The organism is Rhizobium sp. BK376 (genome assembly GCF_004341625.1).
In the GTDB taxonomy this organism is placed as follows: domain Bacteria; phylum Pseudomonadota; class Alphaproteobacteria; order Rhizobiales; family Rhizobiaceae; genus Rhizobium.
Genome location: NZ_SLZG01000020.1, coordinates 64,630 through 87,468, shown reverse-complemented (window position 1 = coordinate 87,468; position 22,839 = coordinate 64,630). Strand labels below are relative to the sequence as shown.

The window sequence follows — 22,839 nt, the reverse complement described above, 5'->3', positions numbered from 1 at the left end:
AACGCGCGCCATCGCAAATTGCGGTACGTCAAGGCGGCCGCGAAATCGGTCCAGTATTGTTCATGCTTTCTAACTGGAGTCGCACACATGACGATCCCCGCCAAGTCCGTGATGACAACGAATCTGGTCACGGTGTCGCCTGAGACGACCGTGGCCGAGGCCGCCCGGCGCATGCTAATCCATCACGTCACCGCAGTACCGGTGGTGGATCCCGATAACCGGCCGCTTGGATTGGTCAGCGAGGGCGACGTGATGCGCCACTTCGGCTCGCAGTTTCAAAGTAAGCGAGCGCAATGGCTACGCATGCTGGCTGAAGGCGAAACACTCGCCCCGCAGTTTCTCGCCGAAATTCGCCTAAACCAGCGGCATGTCCGCGACATTATGCACACCGCGATCATCTCCGCTGATGAGGAAGCCTCACTTGCGGAGCTGGCAGATCTGATGCTGAAGCATCAGATCAAGCGCGTCCCTATCCTGCGTGACGGCGTGTTAGTTGGTATTGTAAGCCGCGCGGATGTGGTTCGGGCTGTGGTCGAAAAACTGGACGATTTGCTTGAACCTACGGACTGATCGCAAAGAGCTTAAAGGCCGGGCCACATCTATTCTTTGGCAAAAGATTTGAGACTTTTTGAACGGCTGTCCGGTTAACCCCCGACATGGCGGGAGACAAACAAACTCTGCGTAGAGATACAAACCCGTTCAGCACGCGGCATCGTCGCGAGGTGTCTACAATCGCTTAGTGCTCTTGATAGGTCAAACCTTCGATGACGCCTGTCAGGGTGCTCAGTGAGCGGTTGAGATCGTGCAATCCAACCGTCTGCATCATCGGAACGGAAGCGAGAAATTACGGGTACCTCGCAGAGTTGCGACCGGAGCAGGGTCTTTCTGCGATGTCTTCGGGCCAACCGTTCGGGCTCGACCCTGGCACAGGTTGCGGACCGGAAGCCAATTGGCCCCGGCGATGCGGGGCCAGAAGTCGTCGGCAAACATCGGCCGTTACCGATCGTCAGCATCGCCATCTGGGACTTCGTGGCCGCCGATCATCGGGTCCGGGGAAGTCTCGGCTTCAGCGCCACGCAATGCCATTGCTGCGATCGACGAAGGCACCTTGGCGCCAGAGGTCGAGCCGACGGAGCCGGAGGCCGCAACCGGCGCGGGGGATGCCGGCGGCGCCTGATGCTGGGGCTTTTGCAGGATCAGTGCAGCCGATGCTGCGTTCAAGGAAGAAATCGAAGTCACGCATACTCTCCGCCTTGAAGCCCCCGCATCATGCCTAGGCTCCAATCTACCATGGGAAGTTCATCTTCCCGCCGTTGATGCCCGCTCATCGCCGATGACGGACGAGGCGCCGATACAAGGCGAGACTTACGGGCCGCTTACAGAATAACTAACCGCAGGTCCGGACGTCCCTGGTGAGAGGCCGACCGACCTTGTGCCGATGAAAGAGTCTGAATTTTGCAAGGAGCATCAGCCGCAAGACAAGGCGGGACGATTCGAGCCATGCGCGGTAGGGATAGACCGTGATCCGCTGCCACCAGGCAAGCCGGAAGCGGCAGCGGCCCAACTGAATCGTCGACGGGAAGCCCGCTTCCTGCGAAACAGGCACCGGGTAGACGAACATTCCTCTCAAGCCGTCGAGATATTCGAGATCGAAGGCGATATCGTATGGCAGGCACATGGGCACCAAGGTTCTGCAAAGCCAAGTGGCGGCCCGCCGGTTGATGAGATATGCGCCAGAGCCCTTTTCGCGGGTGAGGGACACAGCAAGCGCTCTTTGTGGCGTCAGCTGCTTTGCGATGAACTTCCGGCCTCGGTTGACCGTCGACAGCCTCAGAATGTCCCATAGGTCGCCTTCGGCTATCGAAGCCGAGATGATGGCGGCAAGATCGCCCGGAAGCAGAAGGTCATCCTCGAGAACAAGGGCGTGATCGTTATTGGAAGCAAGAAGGCGGCGCGCGCAGTCGATATGGCTGAGATAGCAGCCCACCTCTGCCGGGTTGGTGAGCTTTCCATGCCGCCACCTGAACCCTTTTTCGTCATAGAGGGCGTGCGGAAAGATCAGCTCGTCGCCCTCGACCGCGATCACTCGCTCATACATTATGCCGGCCGCATGGAGCTGGCGGTCCATCGTCTGCAGCCGGTCGGGGGCGCGATCAAGGTTGATCAGGTAGACGGGGATAGCGACACCCGGCGTCGCGCAATTTCTGCCTCGGGGCAGGCCAAGGCCGTTGCCCGGATAGGATGCTTCAATATTCATATCAATCTCGACACGCGCTACCCGGCGGCGGCGGCATGAAGAGGCCCGCGCGTCGGAGACGGCGAGATGGAGGATCAGACTTACACGCGCCTTACAGATCTATGACGAAAACGGGAAATCCGAACGGAACCAGCGGCAAGCTTTGAGCATCATCCTAAAAGGGCCGATCTCTTCGGAAAAACGAACAACGCATTTGCCGGTCAAGCGCGACGTGTCGACCGCCGACCCGCCAAGGCCGCGATCACACTGCCGCGGCATGGTCGTAAATGTCCTCTTCCTGCGCATTGTGCATGCGCACCAACGCTTCGATCGACTCGATGACGCGCTGGGCGTCTCGTACCAGGTAGTGATCGGCATCTTCGGGCAGCAGGCCGGCTGCCATGCGGCTGAGGAGCCGTGCCAGATGAAGAATCTCGCGATGCGCGCGGCTCATGGCACTGAGGCCGTGCGCGTCGTTCAGGAATTTTAACAGCCGGGGGTAAACCAGGCGCTCGTCCTTGCGCTCGTGCGTCACGATCCGCTCGGCAACGAGGCCGTCGGCTTCGGCAATCAGTGGTACGGCCACCGAAGGCTCGGCGTCATCAAGAGTATCGGCGATTTCCCGCAGACGCCGGAGCGTTTCGTCGAGCCTTTCATGATCCTCACGCAATTCTGTCACCGCAACACTCGGCATCCGTGGATGACCGAATGTGTAAGCGGGGCTGAGGGCGCGCAACGCGTTCAGGATCACGGCGACGTCAATGGCCTCCTGGGTCAAAGCCCCGGCAACCGGCGTCAGCCAGCCGAGCGCTGCTGCCGCCATTGCCAGTCCCGATAGTCCCATGCCGGCAACAATGCTTTGCAGGGCGATCGCGCGAGCGCGCCGTGCGATGGTGACGGCGTCGGAAACGCGGTCGAGGCGATCGACCAAGATCACGACATCGGCCGCTTCCGAGGATGCGCTTGCGCCGCGCGCGCCCATCGCTATGCCGACATCGGCTTTGGCAAGGGCCGGGGCGTCGTTGATGCCATCCCCGACCATCAGCGTCGGGTGCTGCCGCTGTTCTGCGGCGACGGCGTCGACCTTGTCTGAGGGTACACGTTCGGCAAGCACGGCATCGAGGTCAAGCGCTGCCCCGATGGTTTCGGCAGCGTCGACCCTGTCGCCGGTGACCATAACGATGCGCGCCACGCCAGCAGCGCGCAGCGCCTGCACGGCCCGCGGCGCCTCGCGCCTGAGCTCGTCGCCAAGGAGCAGTGCGCCGATCATGCGCCCGTCGACGGACACAAAGACGCTCAGGGCCGAGCGCCAAGCGGCGCGCCGAAGCGCCCGCATCGCCCAGTCCTGTGGTTTTCCGGCACCATGCACAAGCTGATGCGAGCCAGCGCGGACCCGCCGTCCGGCGACGTTCCCTTCAAGACCGGAGCCCATGGTCTCGCGGACATTCACCGGAAGATCAAGATCAAACCCTTTCGCGATTGCCGCTTCGACGATCGCGCTCGCCACGACGTGATGGGAGGCCTGCTCGAGGGAGGCTGCGAGTTGCAGCACCTGATCGGCGCTTTCGCCGGGCGCCGTTTCGATTGCGACGAGACGCGCGCCGCCGACGGTGAGCGTCCCTGTCTTGTCGAACATGACGGTGTGGGTCCGCGCGAGCGCTTCGAGGGGGCCGCCGCCTTTGATAAGAATGCTCCGGCGAGCGGCCTGGGAGACGCCAGAAATGAAGGCGACCGGCGCTGCGAGGATCAGGGGACACGGGGTCGCCGCAACCAGCACCGCCAGTCCGCGGATGACTTCCCCGGATAAAAGCCAGGCGCCGGCTGCCACAGCAAGCGTGGCTGGCAACAGCAGAATAGCGTACCGATCCGCAAGGCGCGTAAAGGGCGCCTTTGCGGTCTGAGCAGCGGTAACCATCCGAACGATGCCCGCATAGGTACTTTCGCCGGCAGTCGTGGTCGCGGTAAGCTCGAACATTTCCCCGGCGTTGATCGTTCCGCTGCGTGCCGGCTCTCCGTTGCGGCGGTTGACCGGGATCGGTTCCCCCGTAAGTGCCGATTCGTCGACCATGGCGCTCGGCGAAACGATCACGCCGTCGACCGGGATGATCTCGCCGGCCTGCACCAGGATCGCATCGCCGATTGCGACCTCGTCGATCGAGATCTCCTCGACGGCGCCTGCGGCGCGGCGGTGCGCAATTCGTGGCGCTCGATCGACCAGGGATTTCAGGTCACGTTCGGCTCGCGCGACGGCAAAGTCCTCAAGCACGTTGCCGCCCGCATACATGACCGCGACCACCGCAGCGGCAAGACCTTCTGCGAGAACAAGCGCTGCACCCATGGAGACGAAGGCGATGGCGTCGACGCCCATGCGACCAGCACGCAGATCGCGGATCATCGAAACCAAAAGGGTCACGACGACAGGCAAGGTGCCCGCCGTCCAGATGCTGTTGGCAAGCCGAGGCATGCCGGAAAATGCCGCGATCAATCCGCAAGCAAGGCCTGCAAGGGCAATGGCGATCAAGGCTCGCCGCAAGATGCGTTCCACCATCATCTTATCGACGCCCCCTTCTTTTGCGGAGATCGGAAAAGCGGACGCAGATTTCGACAGGGGCCGGCTTGATAGACCGCTTGCCGTCTCCTGCTGAGCGTCACGAAAAAGTGGCTTTGGCGTTTGCATGTCAGTTCCAGCCTTGGCGCGGCGCATGTTTTGTGTCTACATCTCGCGCGACAGCCATGGTGGGGCACTTATCGGCCGGGCGCGTTGACATGTATCAACGGGCGGCACGGCCTTGCTGCCAAGGCGTGAGTTTGGTACCCGTGTGACCACTGAAAGCCTGACCGGTGCATCGCAGCGCCAAACGTCGATTGGAGAGTTCGATGGATCGGTTCGCGCGAAATGCCGTGCCGCCAGGTGTTTATTGCACCAGGATTTTCCCCGTCGGCATCGACGGTGTACTGGCCGGCCCCCAAAAATATATGGCGCTTCGACCTCAGACAATGACCGACAATATGCTTTATCCGCTTGCCCTCGTTGGCTTGCAGCAAGTTCGAACTTTCTTTGAAAGGAAGCCTATGAAAAATCCGGCTGTCGGCGCTTTAGCTGTTGCCCTTGCGATGACGGTGTTTGCGGCACAAAGCAGGGCGGACGATATGGCCCCGCCGTCCTACGCTGCAACAACGCTCACCGGCGATTGGCACGGCTATCGCACCTGGCTGCGGGATGAAGGCATTACTTTCACCATGTCGCAGACCAGCGATGTGCTCGGCAACGTATCAGGCGGTGTGAGAAGGGGAACCGCTTATGACGGCGTCTTCCAATTACAGGGCGACTTCGACATGGACAGGTTGGCAGGCTGGACCGGCGGCGCCGTCCATATTTCCGGCTATGCCATTCAGGGCCAGGGCCTGTCTGGAAAGGACATCGGCAATCTCCTGACCGTGACCTCCGTCGAAGCCGACCCCGGCTTCAGGCTTGGAGAATTTTATCTGTCGCAGAGCCTTTTGAATGGCGCGGTAACGCTAAAGCTCGGGCAAATTCTGGCGGACCAAAATTTTGCGATCAGCAACACGGCCAGCCTTTTCGTCAACTCGACATTCGGATGGCCCGGCATTTTTGCCTCCGATCTTCCCGGAGGAGGACCGGCCTATCCCTTTGCTGTTCCGGGCGCGCAGATCATCGTCAAGCCTGACGATGCCTGGACGTTGCAGGCCGCCGTCTTCAACGGCAGTCCGACCGGGTCGGACCCGAACGGCAATGCCAATGGATTGGGGTTTCCCGTTGGAGATGGCGTGCTTGCAATTGCCGAGGCGGCCTATGCCTATATGCCGGCGAAGGGGAATGCCGGTCTGCCCGGCACATACAAGATCGGTGCCTGGTATAATTCGGAGGAGTTCGACAGCCTCTCCACCGCATCGAACGGCGTTTCCGTGGCCGATCCCTTGTCGAGCGGGAGCCCGCGTCGGCTCTCCGGCAACTTTGCCCTTTATGGCGTTGTCGATCAGACCCTTTGGCAGGAATCGTCGGGCACCGGCAATGGCCTTAGCGGCTTCGTCCGTATGGCAATCGCACCCGAGGAGCAGCGCAACAGCATGAACTGGTATGTTGACACCGGACTTGCCTATAAGGGCCTTTTGCCGGGGCGTGACGACGACACCGCCGGCGTCAGCTTTGCCTATGCCAGCATGAGCTCGGGTCTGGCGGATCTGGTCAACGCTCAGAACGCTTTCACTGGAGCGTCACAGCCGGTTCCGAGTTCGGAAGCGGTGATCGAAACGACATATCAGGCCGCGGTCACCCCATGGCTGTCTGCACAACCCTTTTTTCAATATGTCATCCGGCCTGGCGGCAACGCCGCTGATCCGGACAAGCCTAATACGCGGATAAAGAACGCCGCGATCTTTGGGTTTCGAGCCGCGGCAACCTTCTAGGCGGGGTTGATGAATTGCCGGTCTAATCAACGCATCTTTCACTGAGCCTCGGGCGACCCTCCAGAAAGGGACCGCCGCAGGCACAAGCAGCGCGGATCACCCGTCGCTCCGTCGCTTTCGACCGCACCGCCAACCTTCCGGCCGATGCAGGCGCGTTCCGCTGCAGATGATGGGCCGACAGGATCAGGGATCGCGGGAATTCGATATCCGCTTTGCCGCGCCGTCGACAGCAATGGCGGCAAAGGCAAGGCTTCGGTCCAGCGAGCATCGTATCTTCTTTGCGTTTACAGACAAATCCATTGATTTGGATCAACCGGGGCTGCCGCTTCCAAAGCTATGTTTATTTGGGGGTATCGCCGGCTGTTCCTGAGGCAGTTCACGGCGATCGAGGATGGTCGAGACGGCATTCTCCCGTCTGACCGGGAGCGCATCTCCCTCATGCCAGTTTCGCTCAGTGCAGCCATAGCAAGCCTATCACTTTAAGGAGGACAATTGATATGTCTACTCGGCGCGAATTCATGCAATCCCTGCCTGCGATCGGAACAGCCTTCGCCTTGTCGGGAAGACTCGTCTTTGACGAGACGTCGGCACGGGCGCAGGAGCGGGACATGCTGCCTCCGCTTGACGGACACTTTCATCCGAAAGGCAAGGCACCGTCGAGATTCACGCTGGAGGTGCTGAACAGGGCTCGTATCGAACTTCCGTTCAGCGACACCCAGGATTTCGAGGAACAGCAGAAGGGCCTGATTGCTCCCATGGAGGAAATGACGATCGCAGCCGATGCCGGGCACGTCGCGTGGGACATGAACCGGTTTAAATTTCTCGACCAGGAGGCAGAATTCGACAGTATTCATCCCTCGCTGCACCGCATTTCCAGGCTCAACAACAACTACGGGCTTTATGAAGTAATCCCTGGCATTTATCAGGTGCGCGGCTTTGATCTGTCGAACATAACCTTCGTTCGTGGCCGGACTGGATGGATCGTATTCGATCCGCTGGTGACCGCCGAGACCGCACGCGCTTCGTGGAAGCTTTTCCAAGATCACAAAGGTGAGAACCTGCCGATCTCCGCCGTGATCTACTCCCACACGCACGGCGATCACTGGGGCGGTGTGCGCGGCATACTCGATGAAGACGACGTCCGTTCGGGCAAGGTTCCCGTCATTGCTCCCGTCGACTTCATGAACTTTACAGTTTCCGAAAATGTTTATGCGGGCAACGCAATGAACAGGCGACTGTTCTATCAATATGGGCTGCTGCTGACGGCCGCTCCCCATGGTTACGTCGGACAGGGACTGGGGCAGGCAATATCTGCTGGCGCCACCGGCCTGATCGCACCGACGCGCCTTGTCAGCGAACCCATAGAGGAATTTGACGTGGACGGTGTCCGCATGATTTTTCAGAACACGCCGAATACGGAAGCGCCGCGCGAGATGAATACCTACCTTCCGGATCTGAAGGCGTTGTGGATGGCTGAGAACGTCATCGCTTCCCTTCATAACATCTACACGCTGCGTGGCGCACAGGTCCGCGACCCGCTCGCCTGGTCCAAATATATCGCCGAAGCGCTGTATCGCTTCGGACTGGAGGCTGATGTCATGTTTGCGTCTCATCATTGGCCGCGATGGGGAAATCAGCGCGTTCAGGACGTCCTTCGAGCCCAACGTGATCTTTATGCCAATATGAATAACCAGGTGCTTCATCTTGCCAACCAGGGCGTGACGATCAGCAACATTCACAATGTCTACGAGGTTCCCAAGGGATTACAGGACAAATGGTACTGTCGTGGCTACCATGGATCGCCGCAGCATAATTCCAGAGGCGTTATCCAACGCTACCTCGGCTTCTGGGATTGCAATCCGGCGACGCTCATTCCGCTTTCGCCTGAAGATTCGGCGCCTCTCTACGTCGAGATGATGGGCGGCAGCGAACGGATCCTCGTTCGCGGGCGGGAATTGCATGATGCCGGCAATTATCTGCTGGCGGTGGAAATCGTAAACAAGCTGGTCCAGGCTGAACCCCATAACGCAAGCGCCAAGGACCTTCTGGCCGACATTTTCGAACAGATCGGCTACCAGCAGGAAAACCCGGGCCTTCGAAACAGCTTCCTTGCCGCCGCATACGAATTGCGATCCGGAATCCCGAAGGGCGAAGCCGCCGATTCAAGCAGTCCGGATGTCATCCGCGCGATGTCGACCGAACTGTTTCTCAATTTCCTCGGCATCAGGATGGACAGCCGCAAGGCGGAAGGCATGCGTTTTGCCATCAACTTGCAGACGCCCGACAACCGCGAGACGTTCATCGTCGAATTGGAAAATGCCACGCTGACCAACATCAAAGGCTTCCAGTCAGAAAACGCGGACCTCACGCTCACCATCAATCGATCCGACCTGGAACAGACCATGATGGGCAGGAAGACGCTGGAGCAACAGATCGCGGACGGAACGGCGAAGGTCCGGGGAGACGTAGACGTCCTGAAGCAACTCGCCTCCGCCATGGTCGATTTCGATCCGCGGTTTGAAATCATGCCGGGGACGAAAGCAACGTCGGCAGACCTTGCGTCCGCGGATCCATACGAGGCTCTGCCCGGAAAAGCGATGGTCGAATAGCGCAGGGCGGCTTGGTCGATCCTTCGATGGACGTAAAGAGAGCGACTACAATCAAGTCAACGTGATCGAACGGGGGTCACGCAGTGGCGAATGAAGCCGGCCACCATAAGCAAAGCGACCCCGTACCAAAGCGCGGTCGTCCCAGCGAGCCAAATCTCGTTGCTCCACGTCAGCGCGACGACCGTCGCTCCGAGAAGCGATAAAAACACAGTCGCAATTCCAACAAGGAAAGCCAGGGACATCACGGATCTCAAAAGAGGTTGGACGACGTTAAAACGCCTGATCGGACAAGCCGTTCCGGACAAGATAGGCAGGAAGCCAGCTTTGCTGAACGGACCGTGAACGTGGCAGCAGACCATGGCATGCCAGACCCCTTCCGGGTTGCCAATCCGGCGTGACAACACGCGGTAGCGCCCTTTCGGTCGGGTGCCCGAGCGGGCAGCGGTCCCACGCGCCGACAGATCGCGTTATTGCGGAAAGGCGACCGCGGATCCGCTTTCGAGCGTCCTTATGGCGGCGATCACTCGCTCCGCAAGCTGCGGCGTGCGTGTCGCAAAGAAACCGTCCACTTTGACGTTCCTGTCAGGGCCGTAACGAAGCGGCGATCCGTCCGCCTGCAAGACAACGCCGCCAGCTGCCTCGACGATTGCCTGGCCGGCGGCACGATCCCAGGCCATTGTAGGACCAAGCCGCAGGTAGACGTCAGCTTCCGCGGCGGCCACAAGCGCGAATTTCAGCGAAGAGCCCATTTCCCGCACTTTGCAGGGTTGCAGGATTTTAAGGAGCGCAAGGGTCTGCGGATCGCAGTGCGAGCGGCTGATGAGGGCGTTCAGCTGACGCCCGGCAGGAGGGCGGTAAGGGAGATTGCGGCGCCGACCGGCGGTTCGTTCAAAGGCGCGCCCGGGACCGTGGGAGAAGAAGAGCCGGTCGCAGGCAGGCGCATAGATCAGCCCGACGCTGGCGCGTCCGGACTCGACAAGCGCGACATTGACGGCAAATTCCTCGCGGCCATTCATGAATTCCTTGGTGCCATCGAGCGGATCGATCAGGAAGAACGTGTCGTTCGTGCTCTTGCCCGTTCCCATGGCAGGGGAGTCTTCCTCGCTGATAACGGCGATGTCCGGAAACAATGCCTGGCATCCAGCGCGAAGGATCTCGTTGCTGGCAAGATCGGCTGTGGTCACCGGCGAGCCGTCTTCCTTGGTCATGACGGCGAGCCCGTCGTGCTGCAGCCTGAGCGCGGCCTTTCCGGCCTTACGAATGATCGGGATCAGTGTTTCGACAAGCTGGCTTCTCGCGGACAGATCCATCGTCATTTCCCATCGGTCGAACGGTATCTCACTTTATGATGTCGTTTCGGTTCGATCATTGATGCGGGTCAAAGCGTTCCCTCCGCCGCTGCGGCAGTCTTGCCGGCGCAGCCAGGGTAACTCAGAGGATTGCAGATGATCACGCAAGACCAGTCCGCAACCATTTCCTTCCTGGACGACGTCTTGTCCCGGACTGCGGGACCCGTCGAAACCATCGAGACGCATATATCACGTATTTTTCTCGTGGGGGATCGGGCCTACAAGCTGAAGCGCGCCGTGAAGCTGCCTTATGTGGATTTTTCCTCGGCGGAGATACGGTTGGCGGCATGCCGCAAGGAAGTGGAACTGAACAGGAAGACAGCGCCCGGCATCTATCTCGGCGTCAGGACCATCACCCGGGAGAGACAGGGCGTTCTTGCGCTCGACGGCCAGGGGCAGTTGCTCGATGCCCTTGTGGAGATGCAGCGCTTCGATCAGTCGCAGTTGCTTGATCATATTGCGATGTCAGGCGGGTTGACGCCATCGATGATGACCTCGCTTGCAAAATCGATCGCCCGGTTCCACCGCGGCGCCCCCGTGATCCACGAGGCGGGCGGTGCAGCCAATATTGCTTCGGTGCTGAAAATCAACGCTGCGGGATTTGCGACCAGCCATGTTTTTACAACCGAGGAGGTCGGCGAACTGACGGTTGCTTTCGACCGGTGCCTGCGTCGGCTTTCCGACCTGCTGGACCAACGGGAGCGGGCCGGCAAGGTGCGGCGGTGTCATGGCGACCTGCACCTGCGCAACATCTTTCTGCTTGATGGCGAGCCATGTCTGTTCGACTGCATCGAATTCAACGATCAGATCGCGACGACCGACGTCCTTTACGACCTTGCTTTCTTGCTGATGGATCTCTGGCATCGCGGAACCCTCGAATTCGCCAATCTCGTGATGAACCGGTATCTTGATGAGACGGACGAAGAGGATGGCTTTGCCGCGCTGCCCTTCTTCATCGCGTTGCGCGCGGCCGTGCGAGCACATGTGATCGCCACGCAGGCGGAAGATGCCGGCGATGAGGCAGCGACGCTGTCCGGAGAGGCGCGTTCCTATTTCGGGCTGGCACGGTCACTGCTGGAATCTGTGCCGCCACAGCTCATCGCCATCGGTGGCCTGAGCGGATCGGGAAAGACCACAATAGCCGAAATCCTGGCGCCGCGCATCAGCCTTGCGCCGGGCGCGCGCATCATTGAAAGCGACCGCATCCGCAAAGCGATGCACGGGGTACCGGTGGAGACGAGGCTGCCGCCGGCCGCCTACCGACCGGAGATTTCGGCGAAAGTCTATCAGGAGATGGCCTGGCGAGCTCGCCTTATCCTTGCGCAAGGCGGTTCGGCCGTCGCCGATGCGGTCTTCGACCGGCCCGCCAATCGTCGCATGATCGAAGAGGCGGCCGCGGAAGGCCATCATCGCTTTTCGGCCTATTGGCTGGAGGCAGATCCAGCAGTGCTTTGGCAGCGCGTTGCGGCACGGATCGGCGGCCCTTCCGACGCGACGGTGGATATCCTGGCGCACCAGCTGTCTCACCGCGCAGATGCCGCCGAATGGCGGCAGCTCCACGCCGCTTTACCTCCATTGACGCTTGTCGAGGAGATCCTGCAGCTGACGAAAGCGCAGGCGCCCGGTAAAAATCTAGCAACACCCGATAGCCAAATTTCCGCTGTCTCTCCGCTTTGATCGACCGCAACGGAAACAGCTGGTCCACGGCTTCAGGCCAGGCTTGCGTCGATCATCGAGGGTTATCGATGAATGACTGAGCCGTCCTCGGACGAAACGAAAAGCCAGGGTCGCCGAACATGTTGCAGCATGGGCAGCGCCTTGCCGACGCGCTACGAGATCGGCCCGGCACCCGCATGGCTCGCAGCCTTGCGCTTGCATTTTCGTCGTTCTTCAATCTTTGGCCGGGTCTCTCTTGCGGTTTGTTACCGGCGGACGATCTCAGCCGCCCAGGGCGATGGCGATCGCCACCATGGCCAAGCCCACCGCGACCATCACAAGCCCGCCTCGCCAGGGTGCTCCGGTACGGCGGCCGAAGGCGTAGCCCGTCGCAAACATCAGTCCAATCCCGATCATGTTGGAAGCACGCAAGGCGCTCGCCGCATCGCTGACGAACAAGAAGGGTGCGACAACCGGAAAGGTGAGCAAGAAGACCAGTAAGAACACGGCCAACGAACCGGCAAGGTCCTGTGCTTGGACCCGAACCTGCAGTTTTTCCGCCGGCAGGTTGACGAGATGCAGACGAATTCGCTCGAGGTCGCCGGCCGAAAGCGCCGGCAGTACAAGGGGAGGCAGCGCGCTTGCAATGATTGCCCTTGCTTTGCCGGCATTGGCGGCGGTCTGCACAGCCTGAACGGTCTGCTTTGACAGCCGCCGCCCGGCCATCGAACTGGTGAAGAACATCACCGCGTCAATAATGCCCCACGCCAGATTGCAGCTAAGCGCTCCGATGAGCATGACCCTGATATCGGCGCTGCCGGCCTGGGCGACGCTCAGCGAACCGGTGAACGTCATGACCATGATCAGTCCGAAAAGAATTTCGCCGGCACGGTCGACGGGATCGAGCACCTCCCGAAACGATGATCCGTGCTCGGACGTGGCGATCGTATCGGTCACCGTTTGGTCATGGTCGTCGTTCATGGCAAGGCTCCGGGCGTCAGACCGAACGAAGGTGTGACAGTTTGACCGATCATTGTATTCCCGCGCCGGCGCCTTGAATTGATCCGCGTCAATGCCTTCGTCAAATTTGAGAATTAGCGTTCTCGCATTGGCCCCCGCGCACGGCAATGTCAGCCCGGCGGCCTTGGGTACTCACCTCCAGTCAGACGATGTTATCGAAAGATGGTGACGTCGCGACATGCGGGTGACCGAAATTGAGTGATTTTCGTTCGCGCACAGCCTGTGCGGGTCGCTGCCGGCGGGGCGCTTTCGTGGCGATCGCCAACGGAAGTGGCATCAAGATCGCCTCGACGTCCGAAAGGAGCGACGGGTGTCCGCGCAATTCATGAGCCGGCAAAGGCGGCCAGGGTGTCGGCGTGACCGCATGCCTTGCCGCGATGAGACCCATCGTCGGATCGAGCCGTTCAAGGCAAGGCCGACGCGCTGGTTGCGAGAATTTCAAGCCGGGGTGCGTGAGCCGGCGGGGGGCGTGAACGTGATAAGCTGGAACCGGTTGTACACGCTCAAGAGCTACTTGCGGGCTTCCCTCTGGATCGTCCCATTTCTTGCGCTGATCGTCCAGCAGGCATTCTTTCGCACGGTGCTGGCATCCGAGGCGTGGACACGATGGATCCCGCCCTGGCCCCTTGGGATCGAGGGAACCGTCGCTGCGATGCAGGCGATTATCAGTCTGGCACTCTCGTTTATCGTTTTCACGTTCGGCTCGTTGCTCGTCGCGATCCAAATCGCAAGCGGGCAGCTTACGCCGAGGATTATCGCGACCACACTCCTGCGCGATAATGTGATCCGCTTCACCGTGGGCCTTTTTATTTTTACGCTTCTCTTTGCCATTGGTGCGATCAGTCGCGTCAACACCTCTGCACCGCCCTCCATCGTCTGGATCTCGGGCATTCTTGGCGTGCTCTCGCTGGCGGCCTTTCTTTATTTCATCGACTATTCTGCCCGGCTGCTGCGTCCGATCAGCATTATTCATAGTGTCTCCGAGCAGGGCTTTGCCGTGATCGAAGCCGTCTATCCCGAGCGTTGGCAAGATGCGGACCGGCAGCCACAACCACACGAGGCGCTCGGAGAGCCGGACCGCGTCGTCTCGCATGCGGGGCCGTCGGATATCGTTCTTGCAGTGGACGCGCGGTCCTTGCTGATAACGGCAACCCGGGCTCAGGGAATTGTCGAGCTGGTCGCGCGCGTCGGCGATTTTGTTGCATACGGCCAGCCACTCTTCCGATTATACGGTGGCGCCGCCACGGTTCCGGCCCGGAACCTGTGCGGCAGTGTCGCATTCGGACGGGAGCGGACCATCGAGCAGGATCCGACATTCGCCTTCAGGGTCATTGTCGATATTGCCACCAAGGCTCTATCCAAGGCGATCAACGACCCGACGACAGCGGTGCTGGCAATTGACCAGTTACATCGATTGCTGAGCAGCGTCGGCGGACGCGATCTGCGCAATCGCTATCTCCGCGATGCGAAAGGACAGCTGCGTGTCGTCTATCCAACACCGGATTGGGAAGACTTCGTCCAGCTCGCTTGCAGAGAAATCAGGATCTATGGGACCGAGAACCTTCAGATCGCAAGGAGGCTTCGTGCCATGATCGACAATCTCTTAGAGGTATTACCGGAAAGCCGGAAACCGGCCTTGCGCGTTGAGGGCGATCTGCTGGGCCAAATGATTGACAAGGCCTATCTTTTGCCGGAGGACGCCGCCTTGGCACGCGTTGCGGATACGCAAGGGCTGGGCGGCTCGGCGAAAACATGACGACCGAGCTTAAGACCTCGGACATTGCGGTCCGCGGTCGGCTTTCCTACTGCCATTCAATCATCCTGAAGCTATGGAGGATGATCTTAAGGCCCAGGGCCGCTTGTGTCACCCCGAGCACCACCGCGAGGACTTGAAGCAAGGTTCCGATCCATTTCAGGATAGTGTCTGCAAAAACCATTGCCAGCCAATCAAGCGCCAGGATCAAAAGGACTATGGCAGCGACGGTCAGACCGTCTGCCTGGCGACCACCGGCCGGCGTCGCAAACACAATGACGGCGGCGATCCCATAGGGAGTGACGATTGTCGGAAAAGCCAAGGGGGTAAAAGCAAGCTTCAGGTTTGGTGCCTGATCCGGCGCCAACGGCTGATCGGTTCTGACGGCGGGCTGGTGCAGAATGGTTCGCATCGCCACCAGAAACAGGACGATGCCTCCGGTCATGGCGAGAACCGGCAGTGAAATCTCATAATTCTCAAGCATCGTGCGACCAAGGGAGCCGGCTATTGCCAGCGCAGCGGCGGAAAAGACAATAGCTCTTCGCGCCAGCCGCCGGCGATGATACGGCCCCCAGTTGCTGGTAAGCGACACGAAGGGCACAAGGATCTTGATCGGGCCAAGCATCAAAAAGAGCAAGAAGAAGACTTTTCGTGCGCCGAATGCGACTATCGGCATCGTCGTATCGGTCGTCGATTGCGCGAAGGATTGCGTTGAAATGCAGACAACGATTCCGGCGATGGCGATGACGAAGCTGATTGACGCGCCAGGGTGGTATTTCGCGATTTCGCGGAATGGCGCAGGCGAGCGAAGATCGCCAGCGCGTGACAGGGTAAGCCTTGAAGTAGAAATTTGCCGCCATCTCGTCATTGATCGGTCTCCAGCAGCGTCTTCAGCCGGGGGCTTGGCGAAACATCCCTTGTGTTGGCCGAGCCTATCGGAGGGGAAGTCCGAGCGCATTGACACCGGTCAAAGCCTGCGGCCGCGCCAGTGTGGGGCAAATTATGCGCTTCCGGCGAGATTGCAGCGACAAATCCGAGGATCTTTCGGCTTGCGCCAGCGCTCCATCGTGGTGATATCCACTCCTCCTTACCTTTGATACATCCGATATCCGGCTCTTGAGGATCGGGATCCGGTGAGCCCGCGGCGGTGCTTGACAGCAGCATCCCGGTCTCGCTCCGGGAAAGTCCTTTCGGGTCGACATCCATCAAAGCAGCCCAGTTCACGCGCCCATGATGGCTCAATGTCGCACCGGCCCGCCTGACGTTCGTGGCCGGCCGGCTCCGGCGACAAAGGGCGCGCCTGCTATGGGCGCGCCAGCATCAAGACGATCAGGCCGTCTTGATGGCGATCTTGCGTTCGTTGTTGCGGGCTTGCTCGCTCTTCGGCAGTTTGACCGTCAGCAAACCGTTTGCGAAGGAGGCCTCGATCTTGGAGGCGTCGACGCTCGCCGGGAGCTGGAAGGAACGTTGGACCGCGCCGTAACGGCGTTCGGAAAGATGGTACTCCTTCTCCTTCTCTTCCTTGCTTTCCTGCTTTTCGCCCCTGATGGTCAGCACGCCGTCGGCGATCTTCACGTCGATATTGCTGGTGTCGAGGCCCGGAAGCTCGGCGGTGATTTCATAACCGCCATCCTTCTCGACGAGATCGACGGCCGGTGAAGCGATGGTCGAGAATGGCTTTTCGAATGACATTCCTGCGAAGGGCCGGTGCCAGAGGCTCGGCGAGAAGTCGTCGAAGAGGCGGTCGATTTCGGAGCGCAAATTGTCGAAGAGGGAAAGCCCTCTCTGCGGCGTCGCCGCCTTCTCCGCGCCCTTGATGGGCAGTTTGGTGGCTGTGTCTGCCATTTCCTTTCTCCTTTGCGAAAACTATCGAAAGCTCCGGTGGCGGGCCAATCAGGATAGGCCGGCCGCCCGTTGCCGGACCTCGCGTCCGGCAAGGGCAACATCAAAGCCCAAGGCGGCGGCATCGACATTGATCCCCATCAAAGACCTCTGCCGCTGAGGCCAGTTTCCTCTTTGAGGCATGTCAATGCGCCGACCTCCCGGCCGCCCGATTATGGCGACCGGATTGACGGTCATCGCATTCAGAGTAGCGGCATGCCATAGCACCTTTGGACCACCCTCCTTGCCTGTCCGCACGCGACGTCACAGGGCATGACCGCGAATGCGGCCATCGGCGCACGACACGCAGACAGTGCCAGCTGCCCGCCCGGTCGAGATCCCGATATCGACCTTCAGGCTTCCTTTCGCGGCAGCGCGGTTCCCGGCCCGGGTGGTGCTCAGCCGCCGACAGATACCGCTCTTTCATCTCCTGTTATCGCATCGAGGTTTTTCCGAAATGTTCAAAGACCGTCTCCGGCACAGTAAGCTCTTCGATCGCATCGTCGATGCGGACGATGCCGCCAGATTGATCACCGATGGAATGACCGTCGGCATGAGCGGCTTCACGCGGGCAGGCGAGGCAAAGGCCGTGCCGCTGGCGCTGGCTGAACGAGCCAGGCGCGATCCCTTGAAAATCACGCTGATGACAGGTGCCTCACTCGGCAACAATCTTGACAGGACGCTCGTCGAGTCCCACGTCGTCGCGCGGCGCATGCCTTTTCAATCGGACGCCGTCATGCGCAAGGCGATCAATGCCGGCGAGGTGATGTTCATCGATCAGCATCTTTCAGAGACGGTTGAGCTCTTGCGCAGTGGCCAGCTTCCGCCAGTCGACGTCGCCGTGATCGAGGCGACCGCAATCACCGAGGCCGGCGGCATTGTCCCGACCACCTCCGTCGGCAACTCGGCAAGTTTCGCGATCCTGGCGCCAAAGGTCATCGTCGAGATCAACCTGTCGCAGCCGGAAGCCCTTGAAGGCCTGCACGACATCTATATCCCGACCAAGCGTCCAAGCCGCGAAGCGATCCCCGTTGTGGCGCCCGACAGTCGAATCGGAACGCCCTTCATTCCAATCGCACCGGAAAAGATTGCGGCGATCGTGGTCACGCAAGGCAGCGACAGCCCCTCTACGACGGAGCCCGCGGACGCCAATACGGATGCGATCGCCAGGCACCTTGCCGATTTTCTACTGCACGAGGTGCGACGCGGCCGCCTGACCGAGCGGCTGCTGCCACTGCAAGCCGGCATCGGCACGATCGCCAATGCGGTGCTGCAAGGATTTACCGACACACCGTTCCACGATCTCACCATGTATTCCGAGGTATTGCAGGATTCGACCTTCGATCTCATCGATGCCGGTAAACTCAACTTCGCCTCCGGCTCCTCGATGACGCTTTCGGCCGCCAAACACCGGCGGGTGCTGTCAGTGATCGAGCGCTACAAGCCCCGGCTGGTCCTGCGTCCCCAGGAGGTCAGCAACCATCCCGAAGTCATCCGCCGGCTCGGCATCATCGCCATCAACACGGCGCTGGAAGCCGACATCTACGGCAACGTCAATTCGACCCATGTCGGCGGGACGCATATGATGAACGGCATCGGCGGTTCCGGCGATTTCGCCCGTAACGCCTACATGTCGATCTTCGTCACGAAGTCGCTCGCCAAGGAGGGGGCGATTTCGCGCGTCGTGCCGATGGTCAGTCATGTCGACCATACGGAGCACGACGTCGATATCCTCGTCACCGAAATTGGGCTGGCCGACTTGCGGGGCCTGGCGCCGCGAGAGCGAGCCTTGCTCGTCATCGCCAACTGTGTCCATCCGATCTATCGCGATGCATTGGAGGATTATTTCAAACGGGCGCTCCTGCGCGGCGGACATACGCCGCACCTGATCGAGGAGGCGTTCCATTGGCACGACAACCTGCGCCGAACCGGAAAAATGTTGCCGTAGGGGATTTGATCGATGCGCCGAAGGCGCGCCCGCCGTATTGAGAGGTGACCGCAAACCTACCTCGGCGTCTTCTGGCAATCACGGATCAGAACCAGCCGAACGGGCAGAAGCGCCCATCAGAACGCAACCGTAAGCTTTGCCAAGAGTGACCGATGGAAGGAACGTCCGCAGAAAATCAGATCCGTGAGTGACGTGACGTTGAACCATTTGACCGCAAACGGCTTCCTGGAGCGGCGGCTTGTCGAGGATGAGCCGAGAGGGATGCCTATTGCATCACGATTGCCGGTAAGATCTGGCTGTTAAAGAATAAGCAGAGCGATCCTCCGTCGAAACGGCGTGACGTTGTGCCGATATCGCGCTCGGAACGGCGCTTCGATCGCTAAGGGGATTGTCACTTTCGCATTTCGGGCGCAGGCAATCTTGCCGCAGGCGTGGCGCCCACCCCAGTCCCATCCGCCGGCCATGATTTTGATACCGATCAAGGTGGTCGACGGCGAGCTCACTATGATTTTCCGGTCAAGAGGAGGTCATTATGTTCTTAAACATTCTCGTTCCGACCGATGGTTCACCGCTTGCTCTTTCAGCTGTCGAAAGGGCTGTCGCGTTCGCGCGCGACGCCAACGCCGCCGTTGTGTTCGTCACCGTCATCGAGCCTTTCCATATTTTCTCGGCCGAAAGCGAGCATCTTTCCAACACCCGTGAAGAATACAGGAAAGCGGCCGATGTGCAGGCGACCCGGTTTCTCACCGAGGCGGAGCTAAAGGCGCGCCATCAGGGCGTGATCTATCGGACGGTCAAGGTCGAAAGCGCGAAGGTCCATTCGGCCATCATCGAAACCGCCGTCGACCACGGTTGCGACTTGATCGCCATGGCCTCGCACGGCCGTGGAGGGGTTGGGTCTCTGCTGCTCGGCAGCGTTACGACGAAGATTCTGAGCCATTCGCGGATTCCCGTGCTTGTCTATCGATAACGGCACTGCCAGGGGGAAGGAGCAAGCGTTATGCGCGTATTTGCCTTGCAAGAGACGCGGATGCTCGGGGACGCAATCGCAGGCCAGTTAGGATGCCCGCTTGATCCGCTTGAAGAACGCCGGTTCGAGGATGGAGAGCACAAGACGAGGCCGCTGGTCAGCGTTCGCGGCGAGGATGTCTATATCGTCCAGAGCCTCGGCGGCGACGAGAGCGCATCGCCGAATGACAGGCTCTGCAAACTCCTGTTCTTTGCGGCCACATGCAGGGAAAATGGCGCCTCGCGGGTGTCGGTCATAGTGCCCTACCTGGCTTACGCCCGGAAGGACCGGCAGACCAAACCCCGCGATCCAGTGACGCTGAAATATGTCGCCCAGCTCTTTGAGGCGATGGGAATAGCAAGATTGGCTGCTGTCGAAGTCCACAATGTCGCTGCGTTCCAAAATGCCTTTCGAATGCCGGTTGTCAGTGTGACGGCCTTTGATCTCTTCTCCGCCGAAATCGGCCAGCTTGTCGGGGATGGGCCCGCGGTGATCCTGTCCCCCGACGCGGGCGGGATCAAACGGGCGCAATTGATGAGAGAGGCCTTCGAGCGTTTCCGGGGCAAACCCGTCGGGTTTGCGATGATGGAGAAGCGGCGAAGCCAGGATGTGGTGACAGGCGATCTTTTTGCCGGCGATGTCGAGGAATGTTCCGTCATCATTGTCGACGATCTCATCGCGAGCGGCTCCACGATGGTGAAAGCAGCGCGGACGAGTCTCACAAGAGGCGCAAAGAAAGTGATTGCCCTTGCGGCGCACGGCCATTTCAGTGGCGGCGCCACTGCGCTGTTTGCAGACTCGGCAATCAGCCGGATCCTTGTCACGGACAGCTTGTCGCAAACGCTTGTTCAGCAGAGACTTCATCCCGAGAAACTGATGGTCTGTTCTCTGGCACCGCGTCTGGCCGAGCTGATCCGCAGGCTGTGCGCCCACGAGAGCGTCACCGGATTGACGTCGGTTGAGGATCTCTGAAACCCATACCGGCAAACTCTATATAATTCAGGGCAAGGGGACGCCACTTCGATGGCGTTCGGGGTTCCTTCTCCAGCAGATGGGCCATGCAAAGACGCGCGCGGCGCAGCGCCTTCGATGCCGTGTAGAACCGTGTCAGCCGTTCGCTCGGTTCGCCACCGAGATCGGCTGCCATCGTCTTGCGCAAGAGAGGGGAAATCCAGGGATGACTGGCAGCGCAGCATTCCATGCCAAGCTGCGCGATTTCCTCGTAAGGGTCGACAATCCGCATCATCCGGTTGAATTCAAGGCAATCGATGATTTGCTGCGGGCGGCCCAGCCAGACATGCTCCGGCCTCAGATCGCCATGTCCTTCCCGAAACCATCCTGTCTCGGTCCTTCGGTATATCTCGCCTCTACAGGCGCTCAATTCCTCCCGAGCTGTGACCAGGAGCGGCGACACCAATGCCGCAAGACCGAATTCCTCGCGGCACAGCACCTCCGTATCGATATCAAGCTGATGAGACAGATGTGCTACGACTTGCGAGCCGGCAACGGGTTCGGGAGCAAGGCTGGCATAAAAGCGCGACAGGCGAAGCGCGATGGTCTCGATGTCATGACGCTCAACCGAAGCTGTCAACATGCGATGATCAAGCATGTCGTGATCCGAAAGCCTGAGCATCTCCACGACCCAGTCGATCGCTTCCTTGCCGTTTCCGACGCCAAGCCTGCCGTCCGCTACCCGACATATCGGCAGAACCGCGAGGTAGGTTCTCTCGGCCAGCCGGCGATTGAGCCGCAGCTCCTCGAGGCAAAAGTAATGCCGTAGGGCAACCGATGAGAAATCAAGGAAGGGGTAATGGACAGGCTTCTTCAGTTTATAGGCGCGCTCGGCACCCAGAAACACAAAGGACATATGTGTTTCGCGCAATTCGCATGCACCGCCATAGGACCGGCACAAATCGCTGAGCAGCCGTTTCTTTTCGTCAAGCAGACCCTGATCCCCATTTGTCATGATGAGATCAAATATCGATCATTCACGTCGAGCATTGAGGAATGTCAAAAGCGGCCAGACCAAGTTATGAGCTTCGGTTCGCGGCGCGTCTTGACCTAGGTCAAAGCGCATGAAGGTAACCCTTCTATCGTTCGCTCGTGGGCGCTTCTAGCACACCCGTTTGCGCGAAGGTCTTTCGGCGGTGTGACCGGGTCCATTCAAGGGAGATCGCAGCCGTGTTTAGGGATAGACGGGATGCCGGCCGTAGGCTTGCTTCGACCATGCTACGGTACCGTGAGGACGATATAGTCGTGATCGGCCTGCCCCGTGGCGGCGTCCCGGTAGCGCTTGAGATTGCCAAGGCTTTGCAGGCGCCCCTGTCGATGGTCTTCGTCAGGAAGATCGGGGTTCCCTGGGCGAGGGAGGTCGCAATGGGCGCCGTCGTCGACGGAGCGCACCCTTCGGTTTTCAGGAACGGCGACATCATTCGCGACGCAGGCATATCAGACGCGGTCTTCCAGTCCGCCATGGAGGCGGAACTGGATGAAATCACGCGTCGCAAAGCCCTGTTCAGCACTGTCCTGCCCTCTGTCAATCTTGCGGGAAGAACCGTGATTCTCGTGGACGACGGTGTCGCAACCGGCGCCACGATGAAAGCCGCAGCGAGGGCGATCGAACAATATGGCGTCAATCGCGTCGTGATTGCTGTTCCTGTTGCGCCGGCAGAGGCGGTCGCCGATCTGCAGGCAGAGGTCGAAGAGGTGATCTGCCTGGAGACGATGTCATCCTCCGGTGCAGTGGGCAATGCCTATAGCGATTTCCGGCAGCTGTCCGACGACGATGTCATCGATTGTTTCCGCGAGGCCGCGATTGCGGCGCGTTGATCGGATTGTGGTCTTCCATGGGACGAGCACGTTTATTCGTAGCGGATCACGGAAACCAGAGACGCAGCTTGCGCAATGGCCGCTGAGGGCCGGACCAGACGAGATACAGCCCGTTGCGGGC

The 22,839-nt window shown here is 60.0% G+C and carries 17 protein-coding genes and 1 pseudogene; 10 read left to right on the top strand and 8 right to left on the bottom strand.

Annotation, left to right across the window (positions count from 1 at the left end; all coding sequences use genetic code 11):
• The first annotated feature begins 87 nt into the window (after window positions 1–87).
• Window positions 88–570: a CBS domain-containing protein gene (locus tag EV561_RS29290; RefSeq protein WP_132527110.1), complete on the top strand. Its 483-nt coding sequence runs from the start codon at window positions 88–90 to the stop codon at window positions 568–570.
• A gap of 426 nt (window positions 571–996) precedes the next feature.
• Here EV561_RS29290 and EV561_RS29285 read toward each other — a convergent pair whose 3' ends face one another.
• The 3 genes from EV561_RS29285 to EV561_RS29275 form a co-directional block, all read right to left on the bottom strand.
• Window positions 997–1,239 (bottom strand): hypothetical protein, encoded by a 243-nt coding sequence (locus tag EV561_RS29285; protein ID WP_132527108.1) that lies wholly within the window; start codon window positions 1,237–1,239, stop codon window positions 997–999.
• 148 nt (window positions 1,240–1,387) lie between these two features.
• On the bottom strand, window positions 1,388–2,257 hold the full coding sequence (locus EV561_RS29280) for a glycosyltransferase family 25 protein (RefSeq protein ID WP_132527106.1): 870 nt from the start codon (window positions 2,255–2,257) through the stop codon (window positions 1,388–1,390).
• A gap of 241 nt (window positions 2,258–2,498) precedes the next feature.
• Window positions 2,499–4,784 (bottom strand): heavy metal translocating P-type ATPase, encoded by a 2,286-nt coding sequence (locus EV561_RS29275; protein ID WP_132527149.1) that lies wholly within the window; start codon window positions 4,782–4,784, stop codon window positions 2,499–2,501.
• A 524-nt stretch (window positions 4,785–5,308) separates the two neighbouring features.
• On the opposite strand from EV561_RS29275, the gene EV561_RS29270 reads away from it, so the two are divergent.
• Together EV561_RS29270 and EV561_RS29265 are read left to right on the top strand one after the other, a co-directional pair.
• Window positions 5,309–6,664, top strand: coding sequence for a carbohydrate porin (locus tag EV561_RS29270; protein WP_132527104.1), 1,356 nt, complete (start codon window positions 5,309–5,311; stop codon window positions 6,662–6,664).
• Window positions 6,665–7,161: 497 nt separating this feature from the next.
• Window positions 7,162–9,273, top strand: coding sequence for an alkyl sulfatase dimerization domain-containing protein (locus EV561_RS29265; RefSeq protein WP_132527102.1), 2,112 nt, complete (start codon window positions 7,162–7,164; stop codon window positions 9,271–9,273).
• A 467-nt stretch (window positions 9,274–9,740) separates the two neighbouring features.
• Here EV561_RS29265 and cysQ read toward each other — a convergent pair whose 3' ends face one another.
• Complete coding sequence (gene cysQ / locus EV561_RS29260; protein WP_132527100.1) at window positions 9,741–10,583, bottom strand: 3'(2'),5'-bisphosphate nucleotidase CysQ; 843 nt, start codon at window positions 10,581–10,583, stop codon at window positions 9,741–9,743.
• Window positions 10,584–10,718: 135 nt separating this feature from the next.
• Here cysQ and EV561_RS29255 point away from each other — a divergent pair, with 135 nt between their 5' ends.
• Window positions 10,719–12,299: a bifunctional aminoglycoside phosphotransferase/ATP-binding protein gene (locus EV561_RS29255; RefSeq protein WP_132527098.1), complete on the top strand. Its 1,581-nt coding sequence runs from the start codon at window positions 10,719–10,721 to the stop codon at window positions 12,297–12,299.
• A gap of 261 nt (window positions 12,300–12,560) precedes the next feature.
• On the opposite strand, the gene EV561_RS29250 is transcribed toward EV561_RS29255, so the two are convergent.
• Complete coding sequence (locus EV561_RS29250) at window positions 12,561–13,259, bottom strand: VIT1/CCC1 transporter family protein (RefSeq protein WP_245513045.1); 699 nt, start codon at window positions 13,257–13,259, stop codon at window positions 12,561–12,563.
• A 403-nt stretch (window positions 13,260–13,662) separates the two neighbouring features.
• Here EV561_RS29250 and EV561_RS29245 point away from each other — a divergent pair, with 403 nt between their 5' ends.
• A complete protein-coding gene (locus EV561_RS29245) occupies window positions 13,663–15,054 on the top strand; it encodes a DUF2254 domain-containing protein (RefSeq protein ID WP_245513043.1) in 1,392 nt (463 codons plus the stop codon).
• 46 nt (window positions 15,055–15,100) lie between these two features.
• On the opposite strand, the gene EV561_RS29240 is transcribed toward EV561_RS29245, so the two are convergent.
• Together EV561_RS29240 and EV561_RS29235 are read right to left on the bottom strand one after the other, a co-directional pair.
• Entirely contained in the window at window positions 15,101–15,919 is an 819-nt protein-coding gene (locus EV561_RS29240; protein WP_132527096.1) for a MarC family protein, read from the bottom strand.
• 461 nt (window positions 15,920–16,380) lie between these two features.
• Window positions 16,381–16,896: an Hsp20/alpha crystallin family protein gene (locus EV561_RS29235; protein ID WP_132527094.1), complete on the bottom strand. Its 516-nt coding sequence runs from the start codon at window positions 16,894–16,896 to the stop codon at window positions 16,381–16,383.
• A gap of 493 nt (window positions 16,897–17,389) precedes the next feature.
• On the opposite strand from EV561_RS29235, the gene EV561_RS29230 reads away from it, so the two are divergent.
• The 4 genes and pseudogenes from EV561_RS29230 (at window position 17,390) to EV561_RS29220 (ending at window position 20,861) form a co-directional block, all read left to right on the top strand.
• Complete coding sequence (locus EV561_RS29230; RefSeq protein WP_132527092.1) at window positions 17,390–18,880, top strand: acetyl-CoA hydrolase/transferase family protein; 1,491 nt, start codon at window positions 17,390–17,392, stop codon at window positions 18,878–18,880.
• Window positions 18,881–18,994: 114 nt separating this feature from the next.
• Window positions 18,995–19,191: pseudogene (locus tag EV561_RS38595) on the top strand (hypothetical protein); the annotation flags it as partial.
• Between the two features lie 221 nt (window positions 19,192–19,412).
• Window positions 19,413–19,850 carry a universal stress protein gene (locus EV561_RS29225; protein WP_132527090.1) on the top strand — a complete coding sequence of 146 codons (438 nt, stop codon included), beginning with the start codon at window positions 19,413–19,415 and terminating at the stop codon, window positions 19,848–19,850.
• A 30-nt stretch (window positions 19,851–19,880) separates the two neighbouring features.
• Window positions 19,881–20,861 carry a ribose-phosphate pyrophosphokinase gene (locus EV561_RS29220; protein WP_132527088.1) on the top strand — a complete coding sequence of 327 codons (981 nt, stop codon included), beginning with the start codon at window positions 19,881–19,883 and terminating at the stop codon, window positions 20,859–20,861.
• On the opposite strand, the gene EV561_RS29215 is transcribed toward EV561_RS29220, so the two are convergent.
• On the bottom strand, window positions 20,830–21,855 hold the full coding sequence (locus EV561_RS29215; protein ID WP_132527086.1) for a hypothetical protein: 1,026 nt from the start codon (window positions 21,853–21,855) through the stop codon (window positions 20,830–20,832). The genes EV561_RS29220 and EV561_RS29215 overlap by 32 nt on opposite strands.
• Window positions 21,856–22,070: 215 nt before the next feature.
• Between EV561_RS29215 and EV561_RS29210 the strand changes: the two genes are divergently transcribed.
• Entirely contained in the window at window positions 22,071–22,718 is a 648-nt protein-coding gene (locus EV561_RS29210; RefSeq protein WP_132527084.1) for a phosphoribosyltransferase family protein, read from the top strand.
• The last annotated feature ends 121 nt before the right edge of the window (window positions 22,719–22,839 follow it).